Raw genomic sequence first — 21,081 nt, 5'->3', positions numbered from 1 at the left:
CAATTCCGAGGCTAGCCCTAAAGCTATTTCGGAGAGAACCAGCTATCTCCAAGTTCGTTTGGAATTTCTCCGCTACCCACACCTCATCCCCGCACTTTTCAACGTACGTGGGTTCGGTCCTCCAGTGCGTTTTACCGCACCTTCAACCTGGACATGGGTAGATCACATGGTTTCGGGTCTACGACTACATACTCAAACGCCCTATTCAGACTCGCTTTCGCTACGGCTCCGTCTCTTCAACTTAACCTCGCATGCAATCGTAACTCGCCGGTTCATTCTACAAAAGGCACGCCATCACCCATTAACGGGCTTTGACTTGTTGTAGGCACACGGTTTCAGGTTCTATTTCACTCCCCTTCCGGGGTGCTTTTCACCTTTCCCTCACGGTACTGGTTCACTATCGGTCACTAGGGAGTATTTAGCCTTGGGAGATGGTCCTCCCGGATTCCGACGGAATTCCTCGTGTTCCGCCGTACTCAGGATCCTCCTAGGTGCCTTCCAAATTTCATCTACGGGGCTTTCACCCTCTTTGACTGACTTTTCCAAGTCATTCGACTATCTGAAAGAACTACCATATCGGAGTCCTACAACCCCAATGAGCAAGCTCATTGGTTTGGGCTTTTCCCGTTTCGCTCGCCGCTACTCAGGGAATCGAATTTTCTTTCTCTTCCTGCAGGTACTTAGATGTTTCAGTTCTCTGCGTCTACCTCGTATACGCTATGTATTCACGTATACGTAACATCCTATAAAAGATGCTGGGTTCCCCCATTCGGAAATCTCTGGATCATAGCTTACGTACAGCTCCCCAAAGCATATCGGTGTTAGTCCCGTCCTTCATCGGCTCCTAGTGCCAAGGCATCCACCGTGCGCCCTTATTCACTTAACCTTATCAACCTTACGGTTGGGTTTTGATCTTTCTTCTAGCGATAGAAGTCCAATCAAGAAAAATAAGCAATTGAACTTATTAAAAAACTCATTCAACGCGGTGTTCTCGGTTTGTATTACTTACATTTTTACTTCAATATCCAGTTTTCAATGAACAAAATTTTGAGAGTAGACCTCTCAAAACTGAACAAAGTATCGACAAACGTGTGTAGTCTCCGTAATATTCCTTAGAAAGGAGGTGATCCAGCCGCACCTTCCGATACGGCTACCTTGTTACGACTTCACCCCAATCATCTATCCCACCTTAGGCGGCTGGCTCCAAAAAGGTTACCTCACCGACTTCGGGTGTTACAAACTCTCGTGGTGTGACGGGCGGTGTGTACAAGGCCCGGGAACGTATTCACCGCGGCGTGCTGATCCGCGATTACTAGCGATTCCGGCTTCATGTAGGCGAGTTGCAGCCTACAATCCGAACTGAGAGAAGCTTTAAGAGATTAGCTTAGCCTCGCGACTTCGCGACTCGTTGTACTTCCCATTGTAGCACGTGTGTAGCCCAGGTCATAAGGGGCATGATGATTTGACGTCATCCCCACCTTCCTCCGGTTTGTCACCGGCAGTCTTGCTAGAGTGCCCAACTAAATGATGGCAACTAACAATAAGGGTTGCGCTCGTTGCGGGACTTAACCCAACATCTCACGACACGAGCTGACGACAACCATGCACCACCTGTCACTTTGCCCCCGAAGGGGAAGCTCTATCTCTAGAGTGGTCAAAGGATGTCAAGACCTGGTAAGGTTCTTCGCGTTGCTTCGAATTAAACCACATGCTCCACCGCTTGTGCGGGCCCCCGTCAATTCCTTTGAGTTTCAACCTTGCGGTCGTACTCCCCAGGCGGAGTGCTTAATGCGTTAGCTGCAGCACTGAAGGGCGGAAACCCTCCAACACTTAGCACTCATCGTTTACGGCGTGGACTACCAGGGTATCTAATCCTGTTTGCTCCCCACGCTTTCGAGCCTCAGCGTCAGTTACAGACCAGAGAGCCGCCTTCGCCACTGGTGTTCCTCCATATATCTACGCATTTCACCGCTACACATGGAATTCCACTCTCCTCTTCTGCACTCAAGTCTCCCAGTTTCCAATGACCCTCCCCGGTTGAGCCGGGGGCTTTCACATCAGACTTAAGAAACCGCCTGCGCTCGCTTTACGCCCAATAAATCCGGACAACGCTTGCCACCTACGTATTACCGCGGCTGCTGGCACGTAGTTAGCCGTGGCTTTCTGGTTAGATACCGTCAAGGGGTGAACAGTTACTCTCACCCTTGTTCTTCTCTAACAACAGAGTTTTACGATCCGAAAACCTTCTTCACTCACGCGGCGTTGCTCGGTCAGACTTTCGTCCATTGCCGAAGATTCCCTACTGCTGCCTCCCGTAGGAGTTTGGGCCGTGTCTCAGTCCCAATGTGGCCGATCACCCTCTCAGGTCGGCTATGCATCGTGGCCTTGGTGAGCCGTTACCTCACCAACTAGCTAATGCACCGCGGGTCCATCCATCAGCGGCACCGTAAAGCGCCTTTCAAAACGAAACCATGCGGTTTCGATTGTTATACGGTATTAGCACCTGTTTCCAAGTGTTATCCCCTTCTGATGGGCAGGTTACCCACGTGTTACTCACCCGTTCGCCACTCCTCTTTTCCCGGTGGAGCAAGCTCCGGTGGGAAAAGAGGCGTTCGACTTGCATGTATTAGGCACGCCGCCAGCGTTCGTCCTGAGCCAGGATCAAACTCTCATAATATGCTAGTTCCTCACAGCGAAAGCTGATGTGGAACTGTAGTTCGAAATTTACTTTCGAACATCATAATAGTTCATTTGTTAAGCTCAATTGTTTGCTAGCATATTGCTTGCTTGTTAAAAATGTTTGTTGTCTTGAATTGAATCAAGACGCCCTACACATTTGGTTTGTCTTACTTTGTTCAGTTTTCAAAGGTCTACGTGATAAATGAAACACAACTGTCTCAACTTATCGTTTGTGATTGCCGTAGCAACTTTTATATCTTAGCAAACTCTCGAATGATTGTCAACTATTTTTTAAAAGTTTTTCGAACTCGTTTTTCACGAGGTCGTTTTAGCAACTCACTTATCATAACTCGTTGTTTGTTATTTGTCAACACTTTATTTCGCTTTAAATTCTTACGTATAAGCATTTAATAAGGCGAGGAAATAATTCAACTCCGTTATATTAACATGGTTTTATCTAGTGGTCAATAGTTTTTTCGATGTTTTTCTGAATATTTTCAAAAGAACTTATTTTCGAATCAACGTTGTCTAATTTACCATGCTAACCACCTAGCGTCAATACTTATTTTTAAGTAGAAAAAAGACAAGGTTTCCAATTATTTTACGATCATTCGGATTATCCATGCATTTAATTGTTTATTTTATAAAATAAGTGAAAATTCAATTGAATCCTGAACATTCTCTTCTACTTTCCTTTCAAATAGACAAAAAAAGAAGTTTGAAAGATATTCAAACTTCTCTGAAAGTTTTGCTTGGCTCCAAAAATGATCTCCTATTTTATTCGTCGATTCTCAAGCAGTCAACGATACACCTACGAACGGCATCCATTTCTCTTTGGTAGAGGTACTTGAATCAATTTAAAAAATTGGTACACCATCTACTTCATAAATCCCTAGTACCGTACGCATTTGTCCTGGATCTTCCCAATGATAACCTTCGCCTAACTGTTCTTGTTGATTTTTTTGTTCCGTTTCAAAAACAAAAAGTGGAACATTTTCTTGATTGATATGGGTGTTCGTCAACTCCATCAAGTTGATTTTACTCACATCAATATGAACGATTTCTTTTAAGAAACTAAGTATGTTTGCTAAACCAGTCTTATCATTTGAGTGGTCTGCGCATGCGAACTCTAATTTATTCTCTCTTGAATGAACTAAAAATTTTTTAGATCCATCCTCCAAATGCAACATAATTGTACCAGCGACTCTTTTGTTTGCCAAAATTTCCACCTCGATCAACTTGTTTATGGCTTACAAGAGAATTTTAGCATATTTTCAGAAAAAATACACTTTTATTTCCTTGATTCTTTTTTATCTAATTGGATCAATGCTTCCTTGATCCATATAGGTAACTGTTTTTCAATCGTTGCAAACCCGATTTTTTTATTTTTATTAGTGAAGTATCGTTTTCTTCGGTATGGGATCGATGGTACTTTCTTTTCTAAGGTACGTAACGACAGACTGATTTTATTCGAATACTCATCAATATCAATGATTTGTACAGTCACCGGTTGCCCCACCTTCAATAATGTATGAATACTTTTCGTATAACCAGATTGCACTTCTGATACGTGGATCAACCCTTGTGTCTCTTCATCTAATGAAACGAACGCTCCATATGGTTGTATTCCAGTAATTTTCCCTTTGATTATTTCGCCTATTTTATAAGTCATATACTTCCCTCTCTTCGCATTTATCATTATACTGTAAATATTAAAAAAAAAGAAGTTCTGTTCTTGCATGTAGATATGGAGGTCTTATAGATGGAACAATTTGATGAAATAGTTTCAAGACTAAACACAGATAGCGTAAAATGGGATGCCATCTCACAAACTTATCGTAGGAATGATCTTTTACCTTTATGGGTAGCGGATATGGATTTTCCTGCACCTCATGGAGTAACAACAGCTTTTCAAAACTATCTGCAAAAAGGCATTTTTGGTTATTCAACCGTACCGGACAGTCTCTACCGATCAGTGATCGACTGGGAAGAAAGGCGCCATCATGTGACCCTAACTAAAGACCACATCCTTTTCACTAGTGGGGTCTTAGCTAGTCTCTCATTGGCGATTCAAGCATTTACAGCTCCAGGTGATGCAGTGTTGATTCATGATCCAGTTTATCCGCCATTTGGTGCAATTGTTGAAAGTAATGAGCGTCAATTGATTCGCAGTCCTTTAAATAAAACAGCCGATCATTTTGAAATGGACCTTCAAGATATGGAAGAAAAAATCGTCTCAAACAAGATAAAAGCAATGATTCTATGTAATCCGCATAATCCAGGTGGTCGTGTTTGGACCAAAGAAGAGCTCAAACAGTTAAGTGAACTCTGCTTAACATACGACGTCTTCTTATTTAGTGATGAGATCCATCAAGATATCGTCTTTTCCGGACATGACTTCACCTCGATGCAAACAATTGATCCTGCTCTTTCTCGATTATTGATCACATTCACTTCAGCAACTAAGACATTTAATCTAGCTGCAATAAAAAATTCAATGGTCTTCATTAAAGATCATGATTTAAAAAGTCGCTTTACGAAACAATTAGAAAAAAATCAACATCAAGGAATCAATACTTTCGGACTGCTAGGCACTCAAGCGGCTTACGAAACTGGTGAGGAATGGTTAAATGAGTTATTAGTTTATCTGGAAGAAAATGTCCTAGAAGTCATTACCTTCTTTACTAAGCATCTCCCTGATGTCAAAGTGATGAAACCAGAAGGAACGTACCTTATATGGCTTGATTTTTCTGCCTATACGGACGATGACCGGCTACTTGAAAAGAAGCTGATTGAAAAAGGCAGAGTCGTCTTGAATCCTGGGATCAGTTTTGGACCAAGCGGTCATTGCCATATGCGTTTGAATGTCGCTTGTCCAAGATCAGTATTAAAAGAAGGGCTTTTACGTATCCAACGTGCTTTCAGTTAGAAAATGAAAGAAGTCATTGGACAAAAAATGTTAGTCTTTCCTACTTTGTTACCATCCAAACCAAAAAAGCACCGAACAGCAAAAGTATTTTCTGCTTTTGCTGTTCGGTGCTTTTTAAGAGCTTAGTATGTTTAAAATTTTACTTTATTCAGAAATCTCAATCGTTTCGATCACTACATCATGTACTGGACGATCTTGTGGTCCACGTTGCGCATTTGCGATATCATCGACTGTATCCATTCCTTCAAGTACATGGCCAAACACTGTATGACGGAAATCAAGCCATGGTGTTCCACCATTTTTATACGCTTCAATGATTTCGTTAGGGAATCCTGCTCCTTCTAACTGACTAAGCATGTTTTCTGGCACATTTGTGTTGTTGACGATAAAGAACTGGCTGCCATTTGTATTTGGACCAGAGTTAGCCATTGATAGTGCGCCACGTAGATTGAACAATTCGCGGCTGAACTCATCTTCAAAACTTTCTCCGTAAATGCTTTCGCCTCCCATGCCTGTACCGGTTGGGTCGCCTCCTTGAATCATGAAATCAGGGATCACACGATGAAAAATCACACCATCATAGTACCCTTTTTTTGCTAATTCAACAAAGTTTTGGACTGTTTTAGGTGCTAACTCAGGAAATAGTTTTACTGTAATATCTCCGCGGTTCGTTTTTATAAGAGCTTTAGGCCCCTTTTCATTCATAAGATCAAGTTGTGGAAATGCCATTTTTTCTTCCTCCTAAAAAATTCTGTCTTCTTGTGTAATCATAACATATTCTATTGATATACGGTAAAGATGAGCCACAAGAAAATCAAAAAAACGATGTTGTAGAATGCAAAGACGAATAAATACTTTTTTCTCCATTCCGGATATTGCTTGATGACTAATTTGTAAGAGATCAAACTTGCCATTGAAGCAATCAATGTCCCTAATCCTCCCAAGTTCGTCCCAATGATCAAACCCTTGATATTTTCTGTATAACTTGATAATAGGAGCGCCGCAGGAACATTACTAATCAATTGACTTGCAAAAATGCTTGCACTAACTTCATGATGCGCCACACTTTTTTCAAAAAAGGCTTGGACAACATCTACTTGTTTGATATTCCCGATAAATATAAAAAGAAAAACAAACGTAAATAATAAGGAGTAATCGATTTGTTTAAAGAGGCGACGATTATTGCCTAGGATACTGACACTCACTAAGACCAATACGACATAATGAGGGATGATACCACTTACAGCTAGAAGGCATGTTAAAAATAGACCAAAATAAAAAATGAGTTGTGTTCGCTTTAACATTATCTCTTCTGTATTCGCCAGATCGATGGTATTATTTTTGATTCTTCCATAGATCAACATCACCAATAATATGGCAGCAGCTAGTGTATATGGAAGCATCAACTGTAAAAATTCGAGCAGTTTTAATTGTGACTGTGCGAATAAATAAAGATTTTGTGGATTACCGATCGGAGTGAACATACTTCCTAGATTACCCGCAATCGTCATCAAAGTTATGACGAGAGGAATCAATGTTCGCATGCCGATCCTTTCTACTATCAATAGACCAAATGGTACAAAGATGATCAGTGCCACATCATTCGTAATCAGCATACTACTGATAAACGTGAGAAACACTAAAATCAAAATGATCCCTCTCGTATTTTTTGTCTGGGTGATCAAATAATTGCCTAGATAATCGAAAAACTGTTGTTGCCGTATCCCTTCTACAATCAGCATCAAACAAAAAAGAAGAATCAATGTGTGAAAATCGATATAAGAAAAATAATTGAAGTTTGGCGGGATGATGAACATGGTACCTATTGCTAATAGAAAAGACAGCGTCAATACTCCGTCTTCTTTTGCATTGCTTGTTATTCTTTTAATCATAAAATTCTACCTCTTAGATTCAAACACTTCGTACTAGTAAAATAACTCTTTTTAGTTAATATTGAAAGTAAATAAACTATATGTTAGATCACTCCTTATATTTTAGTAACTGCTCGTTCCATCATTAAACTATTTGAGAAGAATTCTCAATTAAATTCTGTTATAGTGTCACCAAGGGAGGAATTTCAAATGGAAATTTACGATATTACAATTATTGGCGCAGGGCCGGTTGGCATGTTTGCAGCTTTTTATGCTGGTATGCGCCAAGCGAAAACCAATATTATTGATAGTTTGCCTCAACTTGGCGGACAGTTAACTACCTTATACCCTGAAAAATATATTTATGACATTCCTGGTTATCCAGCAATCAAAGCGGTTGATCTTGTTAATAATTTAAAGAAACAATTGACCACTTTTAATCATACATTTCATTTAAATGAAGAAGTTCTCTCACTTTCCAGAGAAGACGAGATCATCGAGATCACTACTACGAAAGGTATCCATTATTCAAAAGCTGTGATTCTGACGCTAGGAAGTGGTTCTTTCCAACCAAGAAAGCTGAATTTAGAACATGCTGACCTATACGAAAACCACGGGTTAGATTATTTCGTGAACGACTTGATGAAATATGCAGGAAAGAAAGTTGCCATTGCTGGCGGTGGGGATTCAGCAATCGACTGGGCACTGATGCTTGAACCTATTGCGAGCGAAGTTTATTTGATTCATCGTCGAGACGCATTTAGGGCTCATGAACATAGCGTAAATCAGTTGAATCAATCCTCTGTAAATGTATTAACGCCTTATTTGATTGAGCGTTTATCTGGTTCAAATGGAGAGTTGTCAGACATTCGTCTAAAAAAAGCTAAGACGGATGAAACGATTGATCTCATGGTTGATTCATTGATCGTCAATTATGGGTTCACTTCTAACTTAGAGCATTTGTCTTCTTGGGGACTTGAAAGTTCCAGAAATGCGATCACCGTCCACTCTGATATGTCAACTTCAATTCCTGGTGTTTATGCTGCTGGCGACATTTGTAGCTATGAAGGAAAAGTGAAATTGATTGCCACGGGATTCGGAGAGGCACCGACTGCTGTCAATAACGCGTTACATTTCATCAATCCAAAAGAACGTACGCAGCCTGGTCATAGTACAAGTCTTTATGATAAAACATTTGGACCAAAATAACTCAGCTGCTTTTTTATAGAAGAAATGATTCTTGCTTTTTGTACGTACTACGTTACCATTATAGATAGAAAGAAGAGACGGAGGAATCAAAAATGGTCATAAAAACAGAAACCTTAGAAGAAAAAGCGCGAGATCTCCTAAAAGAACGTGGGGTAACAATCGAGGATATCGCTGAATTAGTCATGTTTTTACAAAAAGACTATATCTCAGATTTAAGCTTGGAGGATTGTGCGGAAAGTATTAACGCAGTCTTGACAAAGCGTGAAGTCCATAACGCGATCATTACTGGCATCCAATTAGATATCTTGGCAGAACAAAAACAATTGATGAGCCCTCTTCAGCATATCATTGAAGATGATGAAGGATTATACGGAATAGATGAAATTTTAGCCTTGTCGATCGTCAACGTTTATGGAACGATTGGCTTTACCAATTATGGCTATATTGATAAAGTAAAACCTGGGATCTTGAAAAAGTTAAATAGTCACGATGGCAAAAATGTCCATACATTTTTAGATGATATCGTGGGAGCAATTGCCGCTTCTGCCGCAAGCCGTTTAGCCCACCAAGAACCGGAAAAACGGAGCCGTTTGACACAATAATCAAATAAAAATAAAAAATCATCCATAAAAATCGCAAAAGGATTTTTATGGATGATTTTTTGCTATATCCGAAAAAGCAATCAACGCGCTACCCGAAAGTGATTGTTTAATTGTTCCCCTTTTTCAATTCTCTTTTGCCAACAAGAACCATCAAAGCGAAAAATAATTCGATAAGCACAAAAAACAGAATGAAACAATGCATGAAGTATTGCTCAGGTAACACATTGATGATTGGATCAGTCTGAGGATCAAACAGCCAGTCATCATTATTGAAAAATGTTTCGTGAAAAAGAATAAAAAAACGATCAAAGCCAATCAACATGAAAAAGCCAAAAACAAATGGCAAGACCATGCCGATTTGAAAAGGACGGATCAGCCGCCACAAACGTTGGTCTCTTTTCAATTGACGAAGGAACAAACCGCTTGGGATCAATGTTAGTAGCAACACCCCATAATTAAGCATGAATAATAACTTGACTTCATAAAAATGATGTAAGCCACTCGCTGACATTGGAAAGTCAGGAAGTGCCAACACTTGCTCAAAAGGATTATTCAGATACCTCATCAATTGATCATAATTTTGGAGTAATGTTGGTTGATCCACGGTGGTGTAATCCAAGATACCTAGATGTCCGATATCAAATACATAAAGTGGACGAAAATTGATCGTTATTGCAATTGCTAAAGTGAGCAACGTCAGGAACAAACTAACCATCCCCGCATACTCCACCCATTGCCATCGTTTATTTTTCATTGTTTTAGAAACTCCATTCATCTAACGATTGCAAGACGAAGGTTGCTGGTGTTGGTAGTTGTGGGATGTCTTCTTCTTTCGTAAAACCTGACAATACTAGCAAGGTGTCAATGCCATTACGAATCCCTGCTTGGATGTCAGTTTCATAATTGTCCCCTACCATGATGACTTCTTCTTTGTTCAATCCTAAAAGTTCCACTGCTTTATCCATAATGATAGCTTCTGGCTTTCCAATATAGACCGGTGTGGTTTGTGTCGCTGTCTCTACAAAAGAAACAACCGAGCCAGCTCCAGGTAATAATCCTCTTTCTGTAGGGATATTTTTATCAGGATTCGTACCGATAAACGTTGCCCCTTTTTGGATTGCTAAGGTTGCGGTCACCACTTTTTCGTAAGTCAAGTGATTGTCTAGACCTACTACGACGTAATCAGGGTGTTCTTCTTCCCATACAAACCCTGCCTCTAAGATCAAATCTGTCAAGCCAGCTTCACCGATCACATACACTTTATTTCCTTTAGCGTCTGATTTCATGAAATCAATTGTCGCTAGAGATGCTGTATAGATCGTTTCTGGTGAGACATGGATATCAAACTCAGTGGCTAAACGTTGTGCCACTGTTCCCGGTGTTTTTGTCGTATTGTTGGTTACAAATAAAAAGGGCGTCCCATTTTCCTGTAACTGTTCGACGAATCGTTTTCCTGCCGGTATCGGCTCCGTTCCACGATAGATCGTTCCGTCTAAATCGATCAAATAGCCTTTATAATTCATAGGATCATTCTTCCCTTTGTCTAATAGTAAAATTCTTTTTAGAAGTTGATTTTGTTGGGCGTTCTGACGATTTTTCAGTTCCCTTTGGTGTTGCCTTAGTAGTTGCTGGTTTACGATTTTTGATCACAGGTTGTTTGCGTACTGATTCAACGGGCGCTTTTTTTTCATCAATATGCGCTTGATTGTTGCGATTCGGATTTTTTTTCTTTTTGCGTCGTTGGGTGTTTTTTTCTTTTTTTCCACCAATACGTTCAATGACAAAATATGCGCAACCAAAATTACAATATTCGTATAAATAATCTTCTAATGCATCAATTCGCTGATCTGGGTGAGCACGTCGATTCGTGGCATCAAAAAAGCCTTTCAAACGTAGCTGTTCGTAACCCCAGTCACCTACGATGTAATCGTATCTGGAAAGCACTTCGCTATATCTCTCACCAAGCTTCTCAGCATTGAAACCTTCCCGGTAATCCGTTACGATACGATAAGGTCTATCACCAATCAAAAGATTCGTTTCATCTGTCAATGTGACGATTTCTCCCTTGACTTTCTCTGGCTTCGTTTCCTCGATTATTTCTTCTAAAACTGCCGTCACTTCTTCGGTCACCGTTTGTTCTTGTGAGCGATCGACCGTTTCTTGACTCTCTTTTTTGTCACTGTTGTGTTGTTTATTTTGTTTCGTCGACATGCTTTCACCACCTATTTTTCTATTATACCTTCTTTTTCATTGGTTGGGTAGTGAGCATTTAAGTAGTCTCCCACTACTGTGCGAATAAATTCGGGAAATAAAAAATCGACCTGTCCGACAATTTCGATGGTTGGGAAAAAAGGAACAAACATCAGATGGTCCACCGTAGTAACGGTATAATTCTTTTTCTCTTCGATTGGTTGTTTTTGCCACAGAACTTCTCGGTTGACCGCATCATATGTGATCCCATTATAGAAAATCTCACCAAATATCTGACCACGAAATCCCATTCCTTTGATAGGAAAATTCCGTAAGAAGAGTCGACTTTTTTCGATTTCCAACACTAAGCGAATCATATCCGAGCCTTTCAGTGTAACGTTGATCAAATGCATCGGATGAGGTAATGCGCTATGGAGTTGATCTTGATCCACCAGCCCTTTAGGTACGCTATTCAAAAAAAGCCCACTATTTAGAAATGATGCTTCTGTGTTCCCTCTTTCTTTTACCGCTTCTAAAGCGATTTGGATAAAAGAATGTTCATCAAATAAATCAAGTGATAAGTCAAATGGCAGATCTGCCACTTTCTTTTGGGCTAAAAGACGATGTCCTTGTTCAAGATAACCGGCGATTTCTTTCTCATCCTCTACGAATGCAGTCATGGTATCTGTCGGAATCGCTTTGGCGTAGTGTCCGACGATTTTTTTATTTTCCAATGAAAGATGTACTTCCCCTACATATTGCCCAAATTTTCCGGCAGCGGCTAATTGTACCTCATTTACGACTTTCCCATCAATAAAAAGATGATGGGTATGTGATCCTAAAATCACATCGATTGCAGGGATTTCTTTTGCAATCTGTAAATCATCTTGGATCCCTAGATGACTCATTAAAATAAGGACGTCTACCTGGGGACGCAATTGTTCCACTAGTTCGGGCAAAAGGTCATAAGGTTGGCGGATATCCCAACCATTTGGATTATATGTCAAAGGAAATGGCGCAGTAAAAGCAATTAGACCGACTTTTGTTCGTTGCTTTGTTTCGATGATTTTATATGGCTTTGTCCACACTGGTGGTTGCAAAGTATTTTTATCGAATAAGTTGCTCAGTAGCACATCAAAATTCGCGTGATCATATAAATGATTCAACTCATTCTTGGAATTACCTACACCTTCATTATTCCCTATAGTTGCTGCATCATAGCCGATTTGATTCATTAGTTCAACATTGGCATGACCATTCGTTGCTTCTGACAAAGGATGCCAACGATCAACAAAATCCCCAAGATCAACCGTGAGAGTTGTCGTATTATTTTTTTTCTCATTTTCACGTTTTTTTTGCTCAAGGAATCTTCTGATCCGTGGCCAGTTTTCAAGATGAGAATGTAAGTCATTCGTGTGTAAAAGAACGATTTCTTCCACTGTTTGTTCCACCTCACTTTTTTTCATCATACCATAGGGTTTCCCTTTGTTCACATGGAAAGTTTTTGCACAAAAAAAAGGTACTTAGACTTTTTTACAAAATCTAAATACCTTAAACTTGCCTCTAATAAAAAAAGCCCTTTAGGCTTAATAAATCTAATCAATCAGACACATGGCGGCACCTGCTTAGTGCTGCTTCCTTCCGGATCTGACACGCTTCACAAGCCCACCATTGTCCTAGCCTTTCGGCAAGGAATAGTATACCGCATTTTATTATCCTTGGCTAGTCCTTTTTTAATTTCTTTTTCTTTGCTCGCAAATTTCTAAAAAACACAGATAAAAGTTCACCACATTCTTCTTCTAATATCCCGCCTTCCACATCGGCTTGATGGTTGAAACGTTCATCCTCAAGTAAATTCATCAATGTCCCTGCGGTTCCTCCTTTTGGATCATAGGCACCAAAGTAAACTTCTTTTACGCGAGAAAGAATCATGGCACCGCTACACATTGGGCACGGTTCTAACGTGACATATAATTGTGTTTCCTCTAAACGCCAACTTCCGATTGCCTTACATGCTTCTTGGATCGCAATCATCTCAGCATGTGTTGTTGCATTTTGTGTTGTTTCTCTCAAATTGTGTCCACGCCCAATAATCTGTCCTTGGTGAACCACGATGGCACCGATTGGTACTTCTGCTAACGCTTCTGCTTTTTTGGCTTCTTCAATAGCCACACGCATCCATTCTTCTTTTGTTCGCTGTTGTTCTGTTTCTTCCACTTGTACTCCTACCTTTTTTAGATTTACTTATCTTCTCTATCAAACATAGTATAACTGGCTTTTTGGTGAAGTACAAAGAGTTTTTCCTTATCGCCGTGTCCTATGGTAAACTAGTGAATGAGGTGAAGTAAATGAACACAGAAAAGTTACTAGGATTATACCCAAATGCACAAAAAAAGAATACTCCTTCTTCTGATGATCGAATTCTTTCACTAGTCGTAGAAGATTACTTCTTGTGGATCGATAAAAGTTCCTTGTCCGTTCAAGAAGAGAAACTTTTGAAAGCGTTATTTCAGAAAACAAACACCTTAGACAGACATCCTTGGTATCAATATTTATTTGAGGAAAAGGGATATGTATGTGAAGAAAGCTGCCGAATCATTCAGTTACATTTTGAAAAGAGATCCGATTTCTTACAAAAAGAATGGCGAGAAACAATTTCTGGATTATTTCCCGAAGCTCTTGATTTTTTTCTTTACACAGAGACAGATGCGTTGATCATCGAAAGAAAGCATGCCAATTATTTGAATACGGCAGATCTTAAAGGTATCTTTTTATCTCTTGATGTCGATTTTGATATGACGACACAAGCCTTTGTCGGTTCATTCCATTCAGCTGGACAAAATCTAACCGCTATGTTCAATGAAGAACGAAAAATTTTCCTGAATAAACGAACACAAATACAAGTAGCCGACCAAACGACTTCCATACAAGAAATTGCCTTATATTATTATACAAAAGAATTAGTTACATCCAGTCAGCTAACAAATGAATATCAAGAAATAATCCGTAGTTTTAAAATGGAAGACATCATTATCGAACTGTGGAAGAATTTTGGGAATATCAGTTCAGCGGCTAAGCAACTCTTCATGCATCGAAACACTCTCCAATATCGGATCGAAAAGTTTGACGAACAAACAGGCTTCAATTTAAAAAAAGCAGATGACTTACTCTTTTGTTACCTCCTTTTGTTACACATATAAAAAAAGGAACAAGCAGCAATAAACATCGCCTTGCTTGTTCCTTTTTTCGATCAATCCAAAGAGAATCGTTTTTAGATCATTTTCTCAACAAGTGACATCAGACGACCTTTCGCATCTTCTGTCGAGTCTTTGATAGAGTCACCGTAGACAGAAATTTTCTTTTTGCCAGATTTAATCTTTGCTAGCATGCCCATCAATGAATCTAAATCGCTATCTGATAAATGGTCGACGACATCTAATAACTTTTCATTCCCATCAAATTTGTCATACACGAATTTTTTTACTTTTGTTCGGTTACTTAGATGATGGATTTTTTCGATCACTTTGCCAGAAACAACTACAGCTGTTGCCACACTTGCTGCTGCTGCGACACTTAATCCAATCGTTACTTTTGTTGATGTTTTCATAATTATCAGCTCCTTTTTATCTACTACAATCATATCACAGTCAAATAGATAAGCGAACTAATTGCTATGAGCCCTGCCCGATGAATAGCAAAAAAAATTACAAAAAGCACATACTGTCTTGTTTTATTATTTGCTTTTGTACGACGCCTCATTTGGCATTTTCGGTTTCAAGCAACCTTAGTTTGATGCGGTGAACTACTCACCACTTAGCTAAACCTACCGGTTTTTAACGCTTGAAGTGGGAGCTTCTTGGGAATAGAGCATACTTGCAAGCGTATTTCTTTACTCACAGCGGTTTCTCTTATTTACCAAGCTATCCCCATAGTTCCTACGGTTTTTGATGATTGGATCTAAGCTAATCCCATAGAATGTAGTCTTAGACCTTCGGTCAGAATATTGATACTAGCATTGATATCTCGGTCATGATGAACATGACAAACAGGACAAGTCCATTCTCGAATTTCTAGAGATTTCTTGCCGTCTTTGTGTCCACAATTCGAACAGATTTGACTGGATGGGAACCACTTATCCACTTCGATAATTTTTCGACCGTACCAGTCAGCTTTGTATTGTAACCTAGTCACAAAACTAGACCATGAAACATCCGAAATACTTTTTGCTAGTTTATGATTACGCAACATACCTTTTGTATTTAAGTCTTCTATACAGATCATATCGTGATTTTTGATAATCTCTGTGCTCAACTTGTTTAGAAAGTCATTGCGTTGATTCATTACTTTTTCATGTAGTCGTGCTATTTTACGTTTTTGTTTTTGATAATTTCTAGCTTCAAACAGATTGATACCTTTTTGTTTAGCTAATAATGCACGTCTTGACAACTTACGTTGTTCACGTTTTAGTTTTTTTGACATTTTTGACGTGAATTTATTGTTATCAATCTTTTGACCATTAGAAAGGATTGCAAAATCAGTTATACCAAGGTCAATTCCAATAGCGGAATTAGTTTTAGGAAGCTCAGCTATTTCTTCTTTACACAATAAAGAAATATAATATTTACCGCTAGAATGACGTGATATTGTAGCGGATTTGATCAGACCTTTAGGTTGTCTATGGAGCGTAATTTTAACTAACGACTTCAACTTAGGAAGTTTGACAAATTGATTATCAATCAAAGCGATTGTTCCATTTTGATTGTTAGTCGTATAGCTTTGAACTGGATTTTTCTTGCTTTTGAAACGAGGAAATCCGGCGGACTTATCGCGAAAGAAGTTCTTATACGCCTTATCTAGGTTGAGTTGTGCATTTGCTAAAGCAAGACTATCCACTTCTTTCAAGAACGGAAAATCTTGCTTATATTTTGCAGGCGTTGGAAAACTCATTTTTTTAGAGGAATTTTTCCTAGTTTCTTTATAAGCTTTCATTCGGTCATCAAGCATTAGATTGTAGACCTTACGGACACAGCCAAAAGACTTAGCAAAGAAGGTTTCTTGTTCTTCTGTTGGATAGATTCTAAATTTATATGCTTTTAGTCGCTCCATAAAGCTCGCCTGCTTTCTATTTATGATTGTTTCCTTGATTTTGAATATATTTCTTAATCACATCAATTGGTGCTCCACCAGTTGTCAAAAGACAAAAACTTTTTGACCAGAACATTTCTTTCCAAAGAAATTGTTTGATTCTTGGATAATTGCGCTTTATCAAACGTGAACTAGCACTTTTATAGGCATTGATAAATTTTGTCAATTCTGTTTTTGGTTGAGCTTTGAACATAATATGAACGTGGTCTTTATCATGATTCCACTCAACTAAAGTGATATGATACGATTCTGAGATTCTTTCAAAAGTCGCTTTAGCGTAGTTAGATATTTCATTATCAATTACTTGTCTACGATATTTCGTTACTAAAACAAGGTGATAATAAAGAAGAAATACTGAATGGTTATTTGTGTCTAATTCCATGTTGTATCAACTCATTTCTTGTATAGACTGATTTTAACATGAGACAAAATAAAAAAGCAATACGCCTTAGTTGTCGGTCTTCGAGTTACCAACGGTAACCCTCATACCGAACGGCATTCATCACCCACCTATAGAGGATGGGCGACTTCTGCCTAATTCTGTTAAAAAAAGCACCTCCTTTTTGGAGATGCTTCATACGAACAACTAAAGTAAATCATCCATCCAAAGAAATGTAAGGTCAATTAACCGGAACGTATTGGATATTTGTTAGCATTTCAGGCAAATCATCTTCTAATTCTGCTAACTTATTCCAAATCAATGTCATTGTCTCAAAAAATTCCTTTGATGATTTATCTGAATTTAAACTTCCTAATGCGTTCAGCCAAAGAAGTTCTAATAAATACGCTTCTTTGATTCCCGTATGTTCTCTGACAAATTCTGAGAACGTTCGTTTGAACAACGAGGCCATGTCTAATTCGGATTTGATAACTACTCCTCTAATACTCTCATGAATCGAGAAAAACTCCTTCAATAAATGAACGACACTGAAAAAATCGTCAATAACGTATTCAGCTAAATATCGATCAAAACATATCGTGATCTCTTCGATAATTTTTTCTTTTAGTATACGGATTGATTTAAAATGTGCATAGATCGGGTAAGTAGAACAGCCACAAAAAGAAGCTAAACTTCTCGCTGTGATTGTCGATAACCCATTTTCTTCAGCATATACCATACTCTTAAATAGTAAATATTCTTTACTAAAATTCGTCACTCTTCCCACGAAACCATCCATCCTTTCCGATTATCTTATTCATATCCGGCAATGATTCTTTTTTTAATTTCCCATGACGATCCAGCGCATTCGCTAGTAGGAAAAACTTATGTAAACCATGAAGAAACAAGTTTTGATAAAAAAAAACGATAATAACATATTTCGGGGGTTAAAATATGTCTCTTTGTAATAGAAGCTTGATTTATCTAATGCTTCGCCAAAAATAAGATTTAAAAAATAACGATATCCTCAATTAAATAACATTGTATTCCCTTATCCAAGATTATTTAAATGATTCCAACTTGACAAAATAAGCAAAGAAATAAACAATAGAATAGATAACTGATTATCATTTCTTAAAATAACAAGTTATATAATCAAATTCTATTACTATGTGAGAATATCATACATTGAAAACACTTTCCACTCACATTTTATGTCACCACTAGTACACTAATTGTCAGAAAGGAGTCCATCATGTTAATCGATGCAAAAAAGAAAGAGTTATTAGTCCTCTATACGATCGCTCAAAAAAGTCAATGTACGTTAAAAGAACTTGCGGATGAACTGACTATACCTAAACGGACAATCAAAGAATTGATTCGAAAGTTGAATACTACGATTGAACAGCAATTGAGCATTTCTACTTTTATTTTCTCTACACACAAAGGAGAAATAACTATATCCGATGAATACCAAGAAATAAAAATGATGATTTATCACAAGCTCAAACTTTTTTATTTAAGAGAATCCAATCGTTTCAACTACTTATTGCTTATGGTCAATTATCCCAAAGCGTATGTTCCGAAAAAATATTTATTGGAGCAATTATACATATCCCACTCTTACTTAGAAAAATTAACACACCAATTGAATGAAACACTTCAAGATTTTGAAATCGAGATTGTTTCATCTCAGGGCTGTTATTTGTTCAAAGGAAACGAATTATTTATCCGACTCTATTTGTTTTTTATTCTATCTGATGCTTTTCAAGGGTTGGAATGGCCTTTTGACAAATTCAAATTGAGCCAACTAAAAAGAGAGCGGCGATTATCCAAAAAATTGCTCGTTTCAAAGCATTCATTGAAATATCAAGAAAACCTGTATTTGCTGATTGCTATCTTTACGCTTCGTACACAACAATCATCATTGATCACCTCTGAATCTAGTGAGGTCTATGCTATTTTAGAATTGCTACAACAGGTACAAGATGTCTCCGGTAGTTTTAAACATCATTTGTTTCATCTTTTACCTCATGAAATCGCCATTGATGAACTATTGCATTTTAATTTTTTGATTTATTGCTTTTTTCCTAATCTCATTTCAAGCCAGCAGAAGAGTTTGATTGGTTATACTTTGACGAATAAACGTAATCATCTATGTATGAAAATCACCTCACTAACAAAAGAGCTAGCTCAAACCTTTCCAGTGATTGCATCATCTGAAAAAAGGTTTTTCTACAATTACTATCTTATGCTTTCTTTAATTTCTATTTTGATATTGGGAAATACAACTCCTTTTTTCTACTCGTTGCATTTTCCTAAACCAGCACTTGAGATTGATGAATCGAATGAACAAATACAACAAATACAACAAATTATCTCTGAAGTTTTTCATGACCATCCAAAAAAAACATTGATTATTTATTATTTGAGTAGCTTGATCTATAACCTCTTGCAGTCGGAAACAAATGAAAAATTATTGATCTATGTACAAATGAATAAAACGCTGACAGGGAATTATCATATCCAAAATCGATTACGACAAGTATTTGACGAAAAAATGATTCGCTTGACAGAAAATCCAGAACAAGCAGATTTGATCGTCACCGATTGGTTTGATAAATTTCATCAAACGAGTAAAATTTTTTACCTTGATCCTAGTAAAGAAAAAGATTTGTGGGTAGATTTAGTCACAAAAATTCAACAACTCTATGTCAATAAAATGATTTGATTTAAAGAAAAGATAGGAGAAGCAAGCGTGTCTCCGTCTGAACTTTTAAATTAATACTAATTTTTCCAAAATAAAAAGTGAGTGGATCAGTCCAATCGACTGTCCCTCACTTCTATTGGTTTGTTCTAGTCTCGACGGTTGCCGCCAAAAAGCAAAATCAAACGTAGTAATTGTAAGAAAGTAGATAGCGCTGCAGCAACATAGGTCAAAGCCGCCGCAAATAGCACATGTTTCGCCATTGGTACCTCTTCTTCTGTCAGTAAGCCACCTTCACTTAAAATTTGGATCGCTCGTCTTGACGCGTTGAATTCTACTGGTAGCGTAACAAGTTGAAACAATAGTGCCAATGAAAAAGCGAAGATACCAATATTGATCAACGTCGTATTCCAACTAAATAATACACCTACCATGATCAACGGAAACGAAATCATCGAGCCAAAATTTGCGACAGGCACTAATGAAGCTCTGATTTTCAACGGCGCATAACCAACAGCATCTTGCACTGCGTGTCCGCATTCATGGGCAGCTACCCCAATTGCAGCGACTGAGGTAGATTGTGCAGTAGCTTGCGATAAACTCAACATCTTGTTCCCTGAATTATAATTGTCCGTCAAATCACCAGCGATTTGTTGGACGCCAACGTTATTGATTTGCTGACTTTGTAAAATGAACTGGGCGGCTTGTGTACCAGTCACATTATTTTTGCTTCTGATTTTGTCGTATTTACGAAAAGTACTATTGACGTAAGCAGAAGCGATTCCGGAAATAGCTAATCCAGCAATAACTAAAAGAAACGTTGGATCAAAGCCATAAAAACCATATCCATACATAATCGTTTCACCCTTTCCTCATTGCTTTTATTTTACCATTGTTCGAGTAGAATAATTGTGAAAAGAGATTGAATATTTTAATTCTTTTTGACAAATTCTGATTTCAGCTTCATCGGACCAAACCCTTCGATTTTACAATCGATATTGTGGTCTCCTTCAACTAAACGGATATTCTTCACCTTCGTTCCTTGTTTGATAGGTGAGGAAGCTCCTTTTACTTTTAAATCCTTGATAACGGTCACACTGTCGCCATCTGTTAAACGATTGCCGTTTGCATCAAGTACTACTAGGCCTTCTGCTTCTGTTTCTTCTGATGGTGTCCATTCGTTTCCACATTCAGGACAAATCAATAATCCCCGATCTTCATAAGCATATTCTGAACCACATACTGGGCAATTTGGTACTGTCATGTTGTTTCTCCTTTTTGTTCGTTATTGAGCAATATTATAACGGAAAAATAACAGTTTGAAAAGAGCAACTTATTATCAGAGCTCCTAGACTACCTACGCTGATTCA

The 21,081-nt window shown here is 38.3% G+C and carries 20 protein-coding genes, 2 rRNA genes and 1 other RNA gene (1 of these 23 running past the window's edge); 5 read left to right on the top strand and 18 right to left on the bottom strand.

The genetic code is table 11. The annotated features are described in order from the left end of the window. The 4 genes from EM4838_RS02575 to EM4838_RS02560 form a co-directional block, all read right to left on the bottom strand. A 23S ribosomal RNA gene (locus EM4838_RS02575) occupies positions 1 to 886 on the bottom strand (it extends 2,029 nt beyond the left edge of the window). Between the two features lie 230 nt (positions 887 to 1,116). After that, positions 1,117 to 2,677: ribosomal RNA gene (locus EM4838_RS02570) — 16S ribosomal RNA — on the bottom strand. The 16S and 23S rRNA genes sit together here, the layout of an rRNA operon. A gap of 859 nt (positions 2,678 to 3,536) precedes the next feature. After that, entirely contained in the window at positions 3,537 to 3,899 is a 363-nt protein-coding gene (locus EM4838_RS02565; RefSeq protein WP_019724011.1) for a hypothetical protein, read from the bottom strand. Positions 3,900 to 3,970: 71 nt separating this feature from the next. After that, positions 3,971 to 4,351: a CvfD/Ygs/GSP13 family RNA-binding post-transcriptional regulator gene (locus EM4838_RS02560; RefSeq protein ID WP_071868052.1), complete on the bottom strand. Its 381-nt coding sequence runs from the start codon at positions 4,349 to 4,351 to the stop codon at positions 3,971 to 3,973. 90 nt (positions 4,352 to 4,441) lie between these two features. Between EM4838_RS02560 and EM4838_RS02555 the strand changes: the two genes are divergently transcribed. After that, positions 4,442 to 5,608, top strand: coding sequence for a MalY/PatB family protein (locus EM4838_RS02555; RefSeq protein WP_071868053.1), 1,167 nt, complete (start codon positions 4,442 to 4,444; stop codon positions 5,606 to 5,608). A 144-nt stretch (positions 5,609 to 5,752) separates the two neighbouring features. Here the strand turns inward: EM4838_RS02555 and EM4838_RS02550 are convergent, their stop codons facing one another. Then, complete coding sequence (locus EM4838_RS02550) at positions 5,753 to 6,337, bottom strand: peptidylprolyl isomerase (protein ID WP_034690848.1); 585 nt, start codon at positions 6,335 to 6,337, stop codon at positions 5,753 to 5,755. A gap of 50 nt (positions 6,338 to 6,387) precedes the next feature. Continuing rightward, positions 6,388 to 7,500, bottom strand: coding sequence for an SLC13 family permease (locus EM4838_RS02545; RefSeq protein ID WP_071868054.1), 1,113 nt, complete (start codon positions 7,498 to 7,500; stop codon positions 6,388 to 6,390). Positions 7,501 to 7,689: 189 nt separating this feature from the next. On the opposite strand from EM4838_RS02545, the gene EM4838_RS02540 reads away from it, so the two are divergent. Both EM4838_RS02540 and EM4838_RS02535 read left to right on the top strand, forming a co-directional pair. Further along, positions 7,690 to 8,688, top strand: coding sequence for an NAD(P)/FAD-dependent oxidoreductase (locus EM4838_RS02540; RefSeq protein ID WP_071868055.1), 999 nt, complete (start codon positions 7,690 to 7,692; stop codon positions 8,686 to 8,688). Between the two features lie 92 nt (positions 8,689 to 8,780). Further along, entirely contained in the window at positions 8,781 to 9,290 is a 510-nt protein-coding gene (locus EM4838_RS02535; RefSeq protein WP_010736099.1) for a phosphatidylglycerophosphatase A family protein, read from the top strand. Positions 9,291 to 9,396: 106 nt separating this feature from the next. On the opposite strand, the gene EM4838_RS02530 is transcribed toward EM4838_RS02535, so the two are convergent. The 6 genes from EM4838_RS02530 to tadA all read right to left on the bottom strand — a co-directional run bounded on the left by EM4838_RS02530 (position 9,397) and on the right by tadA (position 13,697). After that, positions 9,397 to 10,044, bottom strand: coding sequence for a TIGR01906 family membrane protein (locus tag EM4838_RS02530; RefSeq protein WP_071868056.1), 648 nt, complete (start codon positions 10,042 to 10,044; stop codon positions 9,397 to 9,399). A 4-nt stretch (positions 10,045 to 10,048) separates the two neighbouring features. Next, complete coding sequence (locus EM4838_RS02525; RefSeq protein WP_071868057.1) at positions 10,049 to 10,813, bottom strand: TIGR01457 family HAD-type hydrolase; 765 nt, start codon at positions 10,811 to 10,813, stop codon at positions 10,049 to 10,051. 4 nt (positions 10,814 to 10,817) lie between these two features. Then, positions 10,818 to 11,501, bottom strand: a complete 684-nt coding sequence (locus EM4838_RS02520; RefSeq protein WP_071868058.1) for a YutD family protein — start codon at positions 11,499 to 11,501, stop codon at positions 10,818 to 10,820. Between the two features lie 11 nt (positions 11,502 to 11,512). Then, positions 11,513 to 12,919, bottom strand: coding sequence for a bifunctional metallophosphatase/5'-nucleotidase (locus EM4838_RS02515; protein WP_071868061.1), 1,407 nt, complete (start codon positions 12,917 to 12,919; stop codon positions 11,513 to 11,515). Between the two features lie 157 nt (positions 12,920 to 13,076). Beyond that, an RNA gene (gene ffs, locus EM4838_RS02510) (signal recognition particle sRNA small type) lies at positions 13,077 to 13,163 on the bottom strand. 39 nt (positions 13,164 to 13,202) lie between these two features. Beyond that, positions 13,203 to 13,697 (bottom strand): tRNA adenosine(34) deaminase TadA, encoded by a 495-nt coding sequence (gene tadA, locus EM4838_RS02505; RefSeq protein WP_071868059.1) that lies wholly within the window; start codon positions 13,695 to 13,697, stop codon positions 13,203 to 13,205. A 131-nt stretch (positions 13,698 to 13,828) separates the two neighbouring features. Between tadA and EM4838_RS02500 the strand changes: the two genes are divergently transcribed. Beyond that, positions 13,829 to 14,680, top strand: a complete 852-nt coding sequence (locus tag EM4838_RS02500) for a helix-turn-helix domain-containing protein (protein ID WP_071868060.1) — start codon at positions 13,829 to 13,831, stop codon at positions 14,678 to 14,680. Between the two features lie 71 nt (positions 14,681 to 14,751). Here EM4838_RS02500 and EM4838_RS02495 read toward each other — a convergent pair whose 3' ends face one another. The 4 genes from EM4838_RS02495 to EM4838_RS02480 form a co-directional block, all read right to left on the bottom strand. Continuing rightward, positions 14,752 to 15,087 (bottom strand): hypothetical protein, encoded by a 336-nt coding sequence (locus EM4838_RS02495; RefSeq protein WP_019723191.1) that lies wholly within the window; start codon positions 15,085 to 15,087, stop codon positions 14,752 to 14,754. Between the two features lie 350 nt (positions 15,088 to 15,437). Beyond that, the gene (tnpB, locus tag EM4838_RS02490; protein ID WP_077152109.1) at positions 15,438 to 16,586 is read right to left on the bottom strand and encodes an IS200/IS605 family element RNA-guided endonuclease TnpB; all 1,149 of its coding nucleotides are present in this window, start codon (positions 16,584 to 16,586) and stop codon (positions 15,438 to 15,440) included. Between the two features lie 16 nt (positions 16,587 to 16,602). Then, the gene (gene tnpA, locus EM4838_RS02485; RefSeq protein ID WP_019724606.1) at positions 16,603 to 17,007 is read right to left on the bottom strand and encodes an IS200/IS605 family transposase; all 405 of its coding nucleotides are present in this window, start codon (positions 17,005 to 17,007) and stop codon (positions 16,603 to 16,605) included. 238 nt (positions 17,008 to 17,245) lie between these two features. Then, positions 17,246 to 17,791 carry a hypothetical protein gene (locus EM4838_RS02480; protein WP_019723190.1) on the bottom strand — a complete coding sequence of 182 codons (546 nt, stop codon included), beginning with the start codon at positions 17,789 to 17,791 and terminating at the stop codon, positions 17,246 to 17,248. Positions 17,792 to 18,259: 468 nt separating this feature from the next. On the opposite strand from EM4838_RS02480, the gene EM4838_RS02475 reads away from it, so the two are divergent. After that, on the top strand, positions 18,260 to 19,735 hold the full coding sequence (locus EM4838_RS02475; protein WP_071866609.1) for a helix-turn-helix domain-containing protein: 1,476 nt from the start codon (positions 18,260 to 18,262) through the stop codon (positions 19,733 to 19,735). Between the two features lie 125 nt (positions 19,736 to 19,860). On the opposite strand, the gene EM4838_RS02470 is transcribed toward EM4838_RS02475, so the two are convergent. Together EM4838_RS02470 and EM4838_RS02465 are read right to left on the bottom strand one after the other, a co-directional pair. After that, complete coding sequence (locus tag EM4838_RS02470; protein ID WP_071866610.1) at positions 19,861 to 20,565, bottom strand: zinc metallopeptidase; 705 nt, start codon at positions 20,563 to 20,565, stop codon at positions 19,861 to 19,863. 77 nt (positions 20,566 to 20,642) lie between these two features. After that, positions 20,643 to 20,975 carry a zinc ribbon domain-containing protein YjdM gene (locus tag EM4838_RS02465; protein WP_034688843.1) on the bottom strand — a complete coding sequence of 111 codons (333 nt, stop codon included), beginning with the start codon at positions 20,973 to 20,975 and terminating at the stop codon, positions 20,643 to 20,645. Positions 20,976 to 21,081: the final 106 nt, after the last annotated feature.

The sequence above is a fragment of the Enterococcus mundtii genome, assembly GCF_002813755.1.
Classification (GTDB): domain Bacteria; phylum Bacillota; class Bacilli; order Lactobacillales; family Enterococcaceae; genus Enterococcus_B; species Enterococcus_B mundtii.
This window is presented reverse-complemented; position numbering and strand designations above follow the sequence as displayed.

Excerpts from the sequence above, each read along its gene's own strand:
- EM4838_RS02495 (WP_019723191.1), bottom strand. The coding sequence starts at position 15,087 with ATGAAAACATCAACAAAAGTAACGATTGGATTAAGTGTCGCAGCAGCA.
- EM4838_RS02520 (WP_071868058.1), bottom strand. The coding sequence starts at position 11,501 with ATGTCGACGAAACAAAATAAACAACACAACAGTGACAAAAAAGAGAGT.
- EM4838_RS02550 (WP_034690848.1), bottom strand. The coding sequence starts at position 6,337 with ATGGCATTTCCACAACTTGATCTTATGAATGAAAAGGGGCCTAAAGCT.
- EM4838_RS02465 (WP_034688843.1), bottom strand. The coding sequence starts at position 20,975 with ATGACAGTACCAAATTGCCCAGTATGTGGTTCAGAATATGCTTATGAA.
- EM4838_RS02545 (WP_071868054.1), bottom strand. The coding sequence starts at position 7,500 with ATGATTAAAAGAATAACAAGCAATGCAAAAGAAGACGGAGTATTGACG.
- EM4838_RS02560 (WP_071868052.1), bottom strand. The coding sequence starts at position 4,351 with ATGACTTATAAAATAGGCGAAATAATCAAAGGGAAAATTACTGGAATA.
- EM4838_RS02530 (WP_071868056.1), bottom strand. The coding sequence starts at position 10,044 with ATGAAAAATAAACGATGGCAATGGGTGGAGTATGCGGGGATGGTTAGT.
- tnpA (WP_019724606.1), bottom strand. The coding sequence starts at position 17,007 with ATGGAATTAGACACAAATAACCATTCAGTATTTCTTCTTTATTATCAC.
- EM4838_RS02555 (WP_071868053.1), top strand. The coding sequence starts at position 4,442 with ATGGAACAATTTGATGAAATAGTTTCAAGACTAAACACAGATAGCGTA.
- EM4838_RS02470 (WP_071866610.1), bottom strand. The coding sequence starts at position 20,565 with ATGTATGGATATGGTTTTTATGGCTTTGATCCAACGTTTCTTTTAGTT.
- EM4838_RS02535 (WP_010736099.1), top strand. The coding sequence starts at position 8,781 with ATGGTCATAAAAACAGAAACCTTAGAAGAAAAAGCGCGAGATCTCCTA.
- tnpB (WP_077152109.1), bottom strand. The coding sequence starts at position 16,586 with ATGGAGCGACTAAAAGCATATAAATTTAGAATCTATCCAACAGAAGAA.
- EM4838_RS02475 (WP_071866609.1), top strand. The coding sequence starts at position 18,260 with ATGTTAATCGATGCAAAAAAGAAAGAGTTATTAGTCCTCTATACGATC.
- EM4838_RS02525 (WP_071868057.1), bottom strand. The coding sequence starts at position 10,813 with ATGAATTATAAAGGCTATTTGATCGATTTAGACGGAACGATCTATCGT.
- EM4838_RS02500 (WP_071868060.1), top strand. The coding sequence starts at position 13,829 with ATGAACACAGAAAAGTTACTAGGATTATACCCAAATGCACAAAAAAAG.
- EM4838_RS02540 (WP_071868055.1), top strand. The coding sequence starts at position 7,690 with ATGGAAATTTACGATATTACAATTATTGGCGCAGGGCCGGTTGGCATG.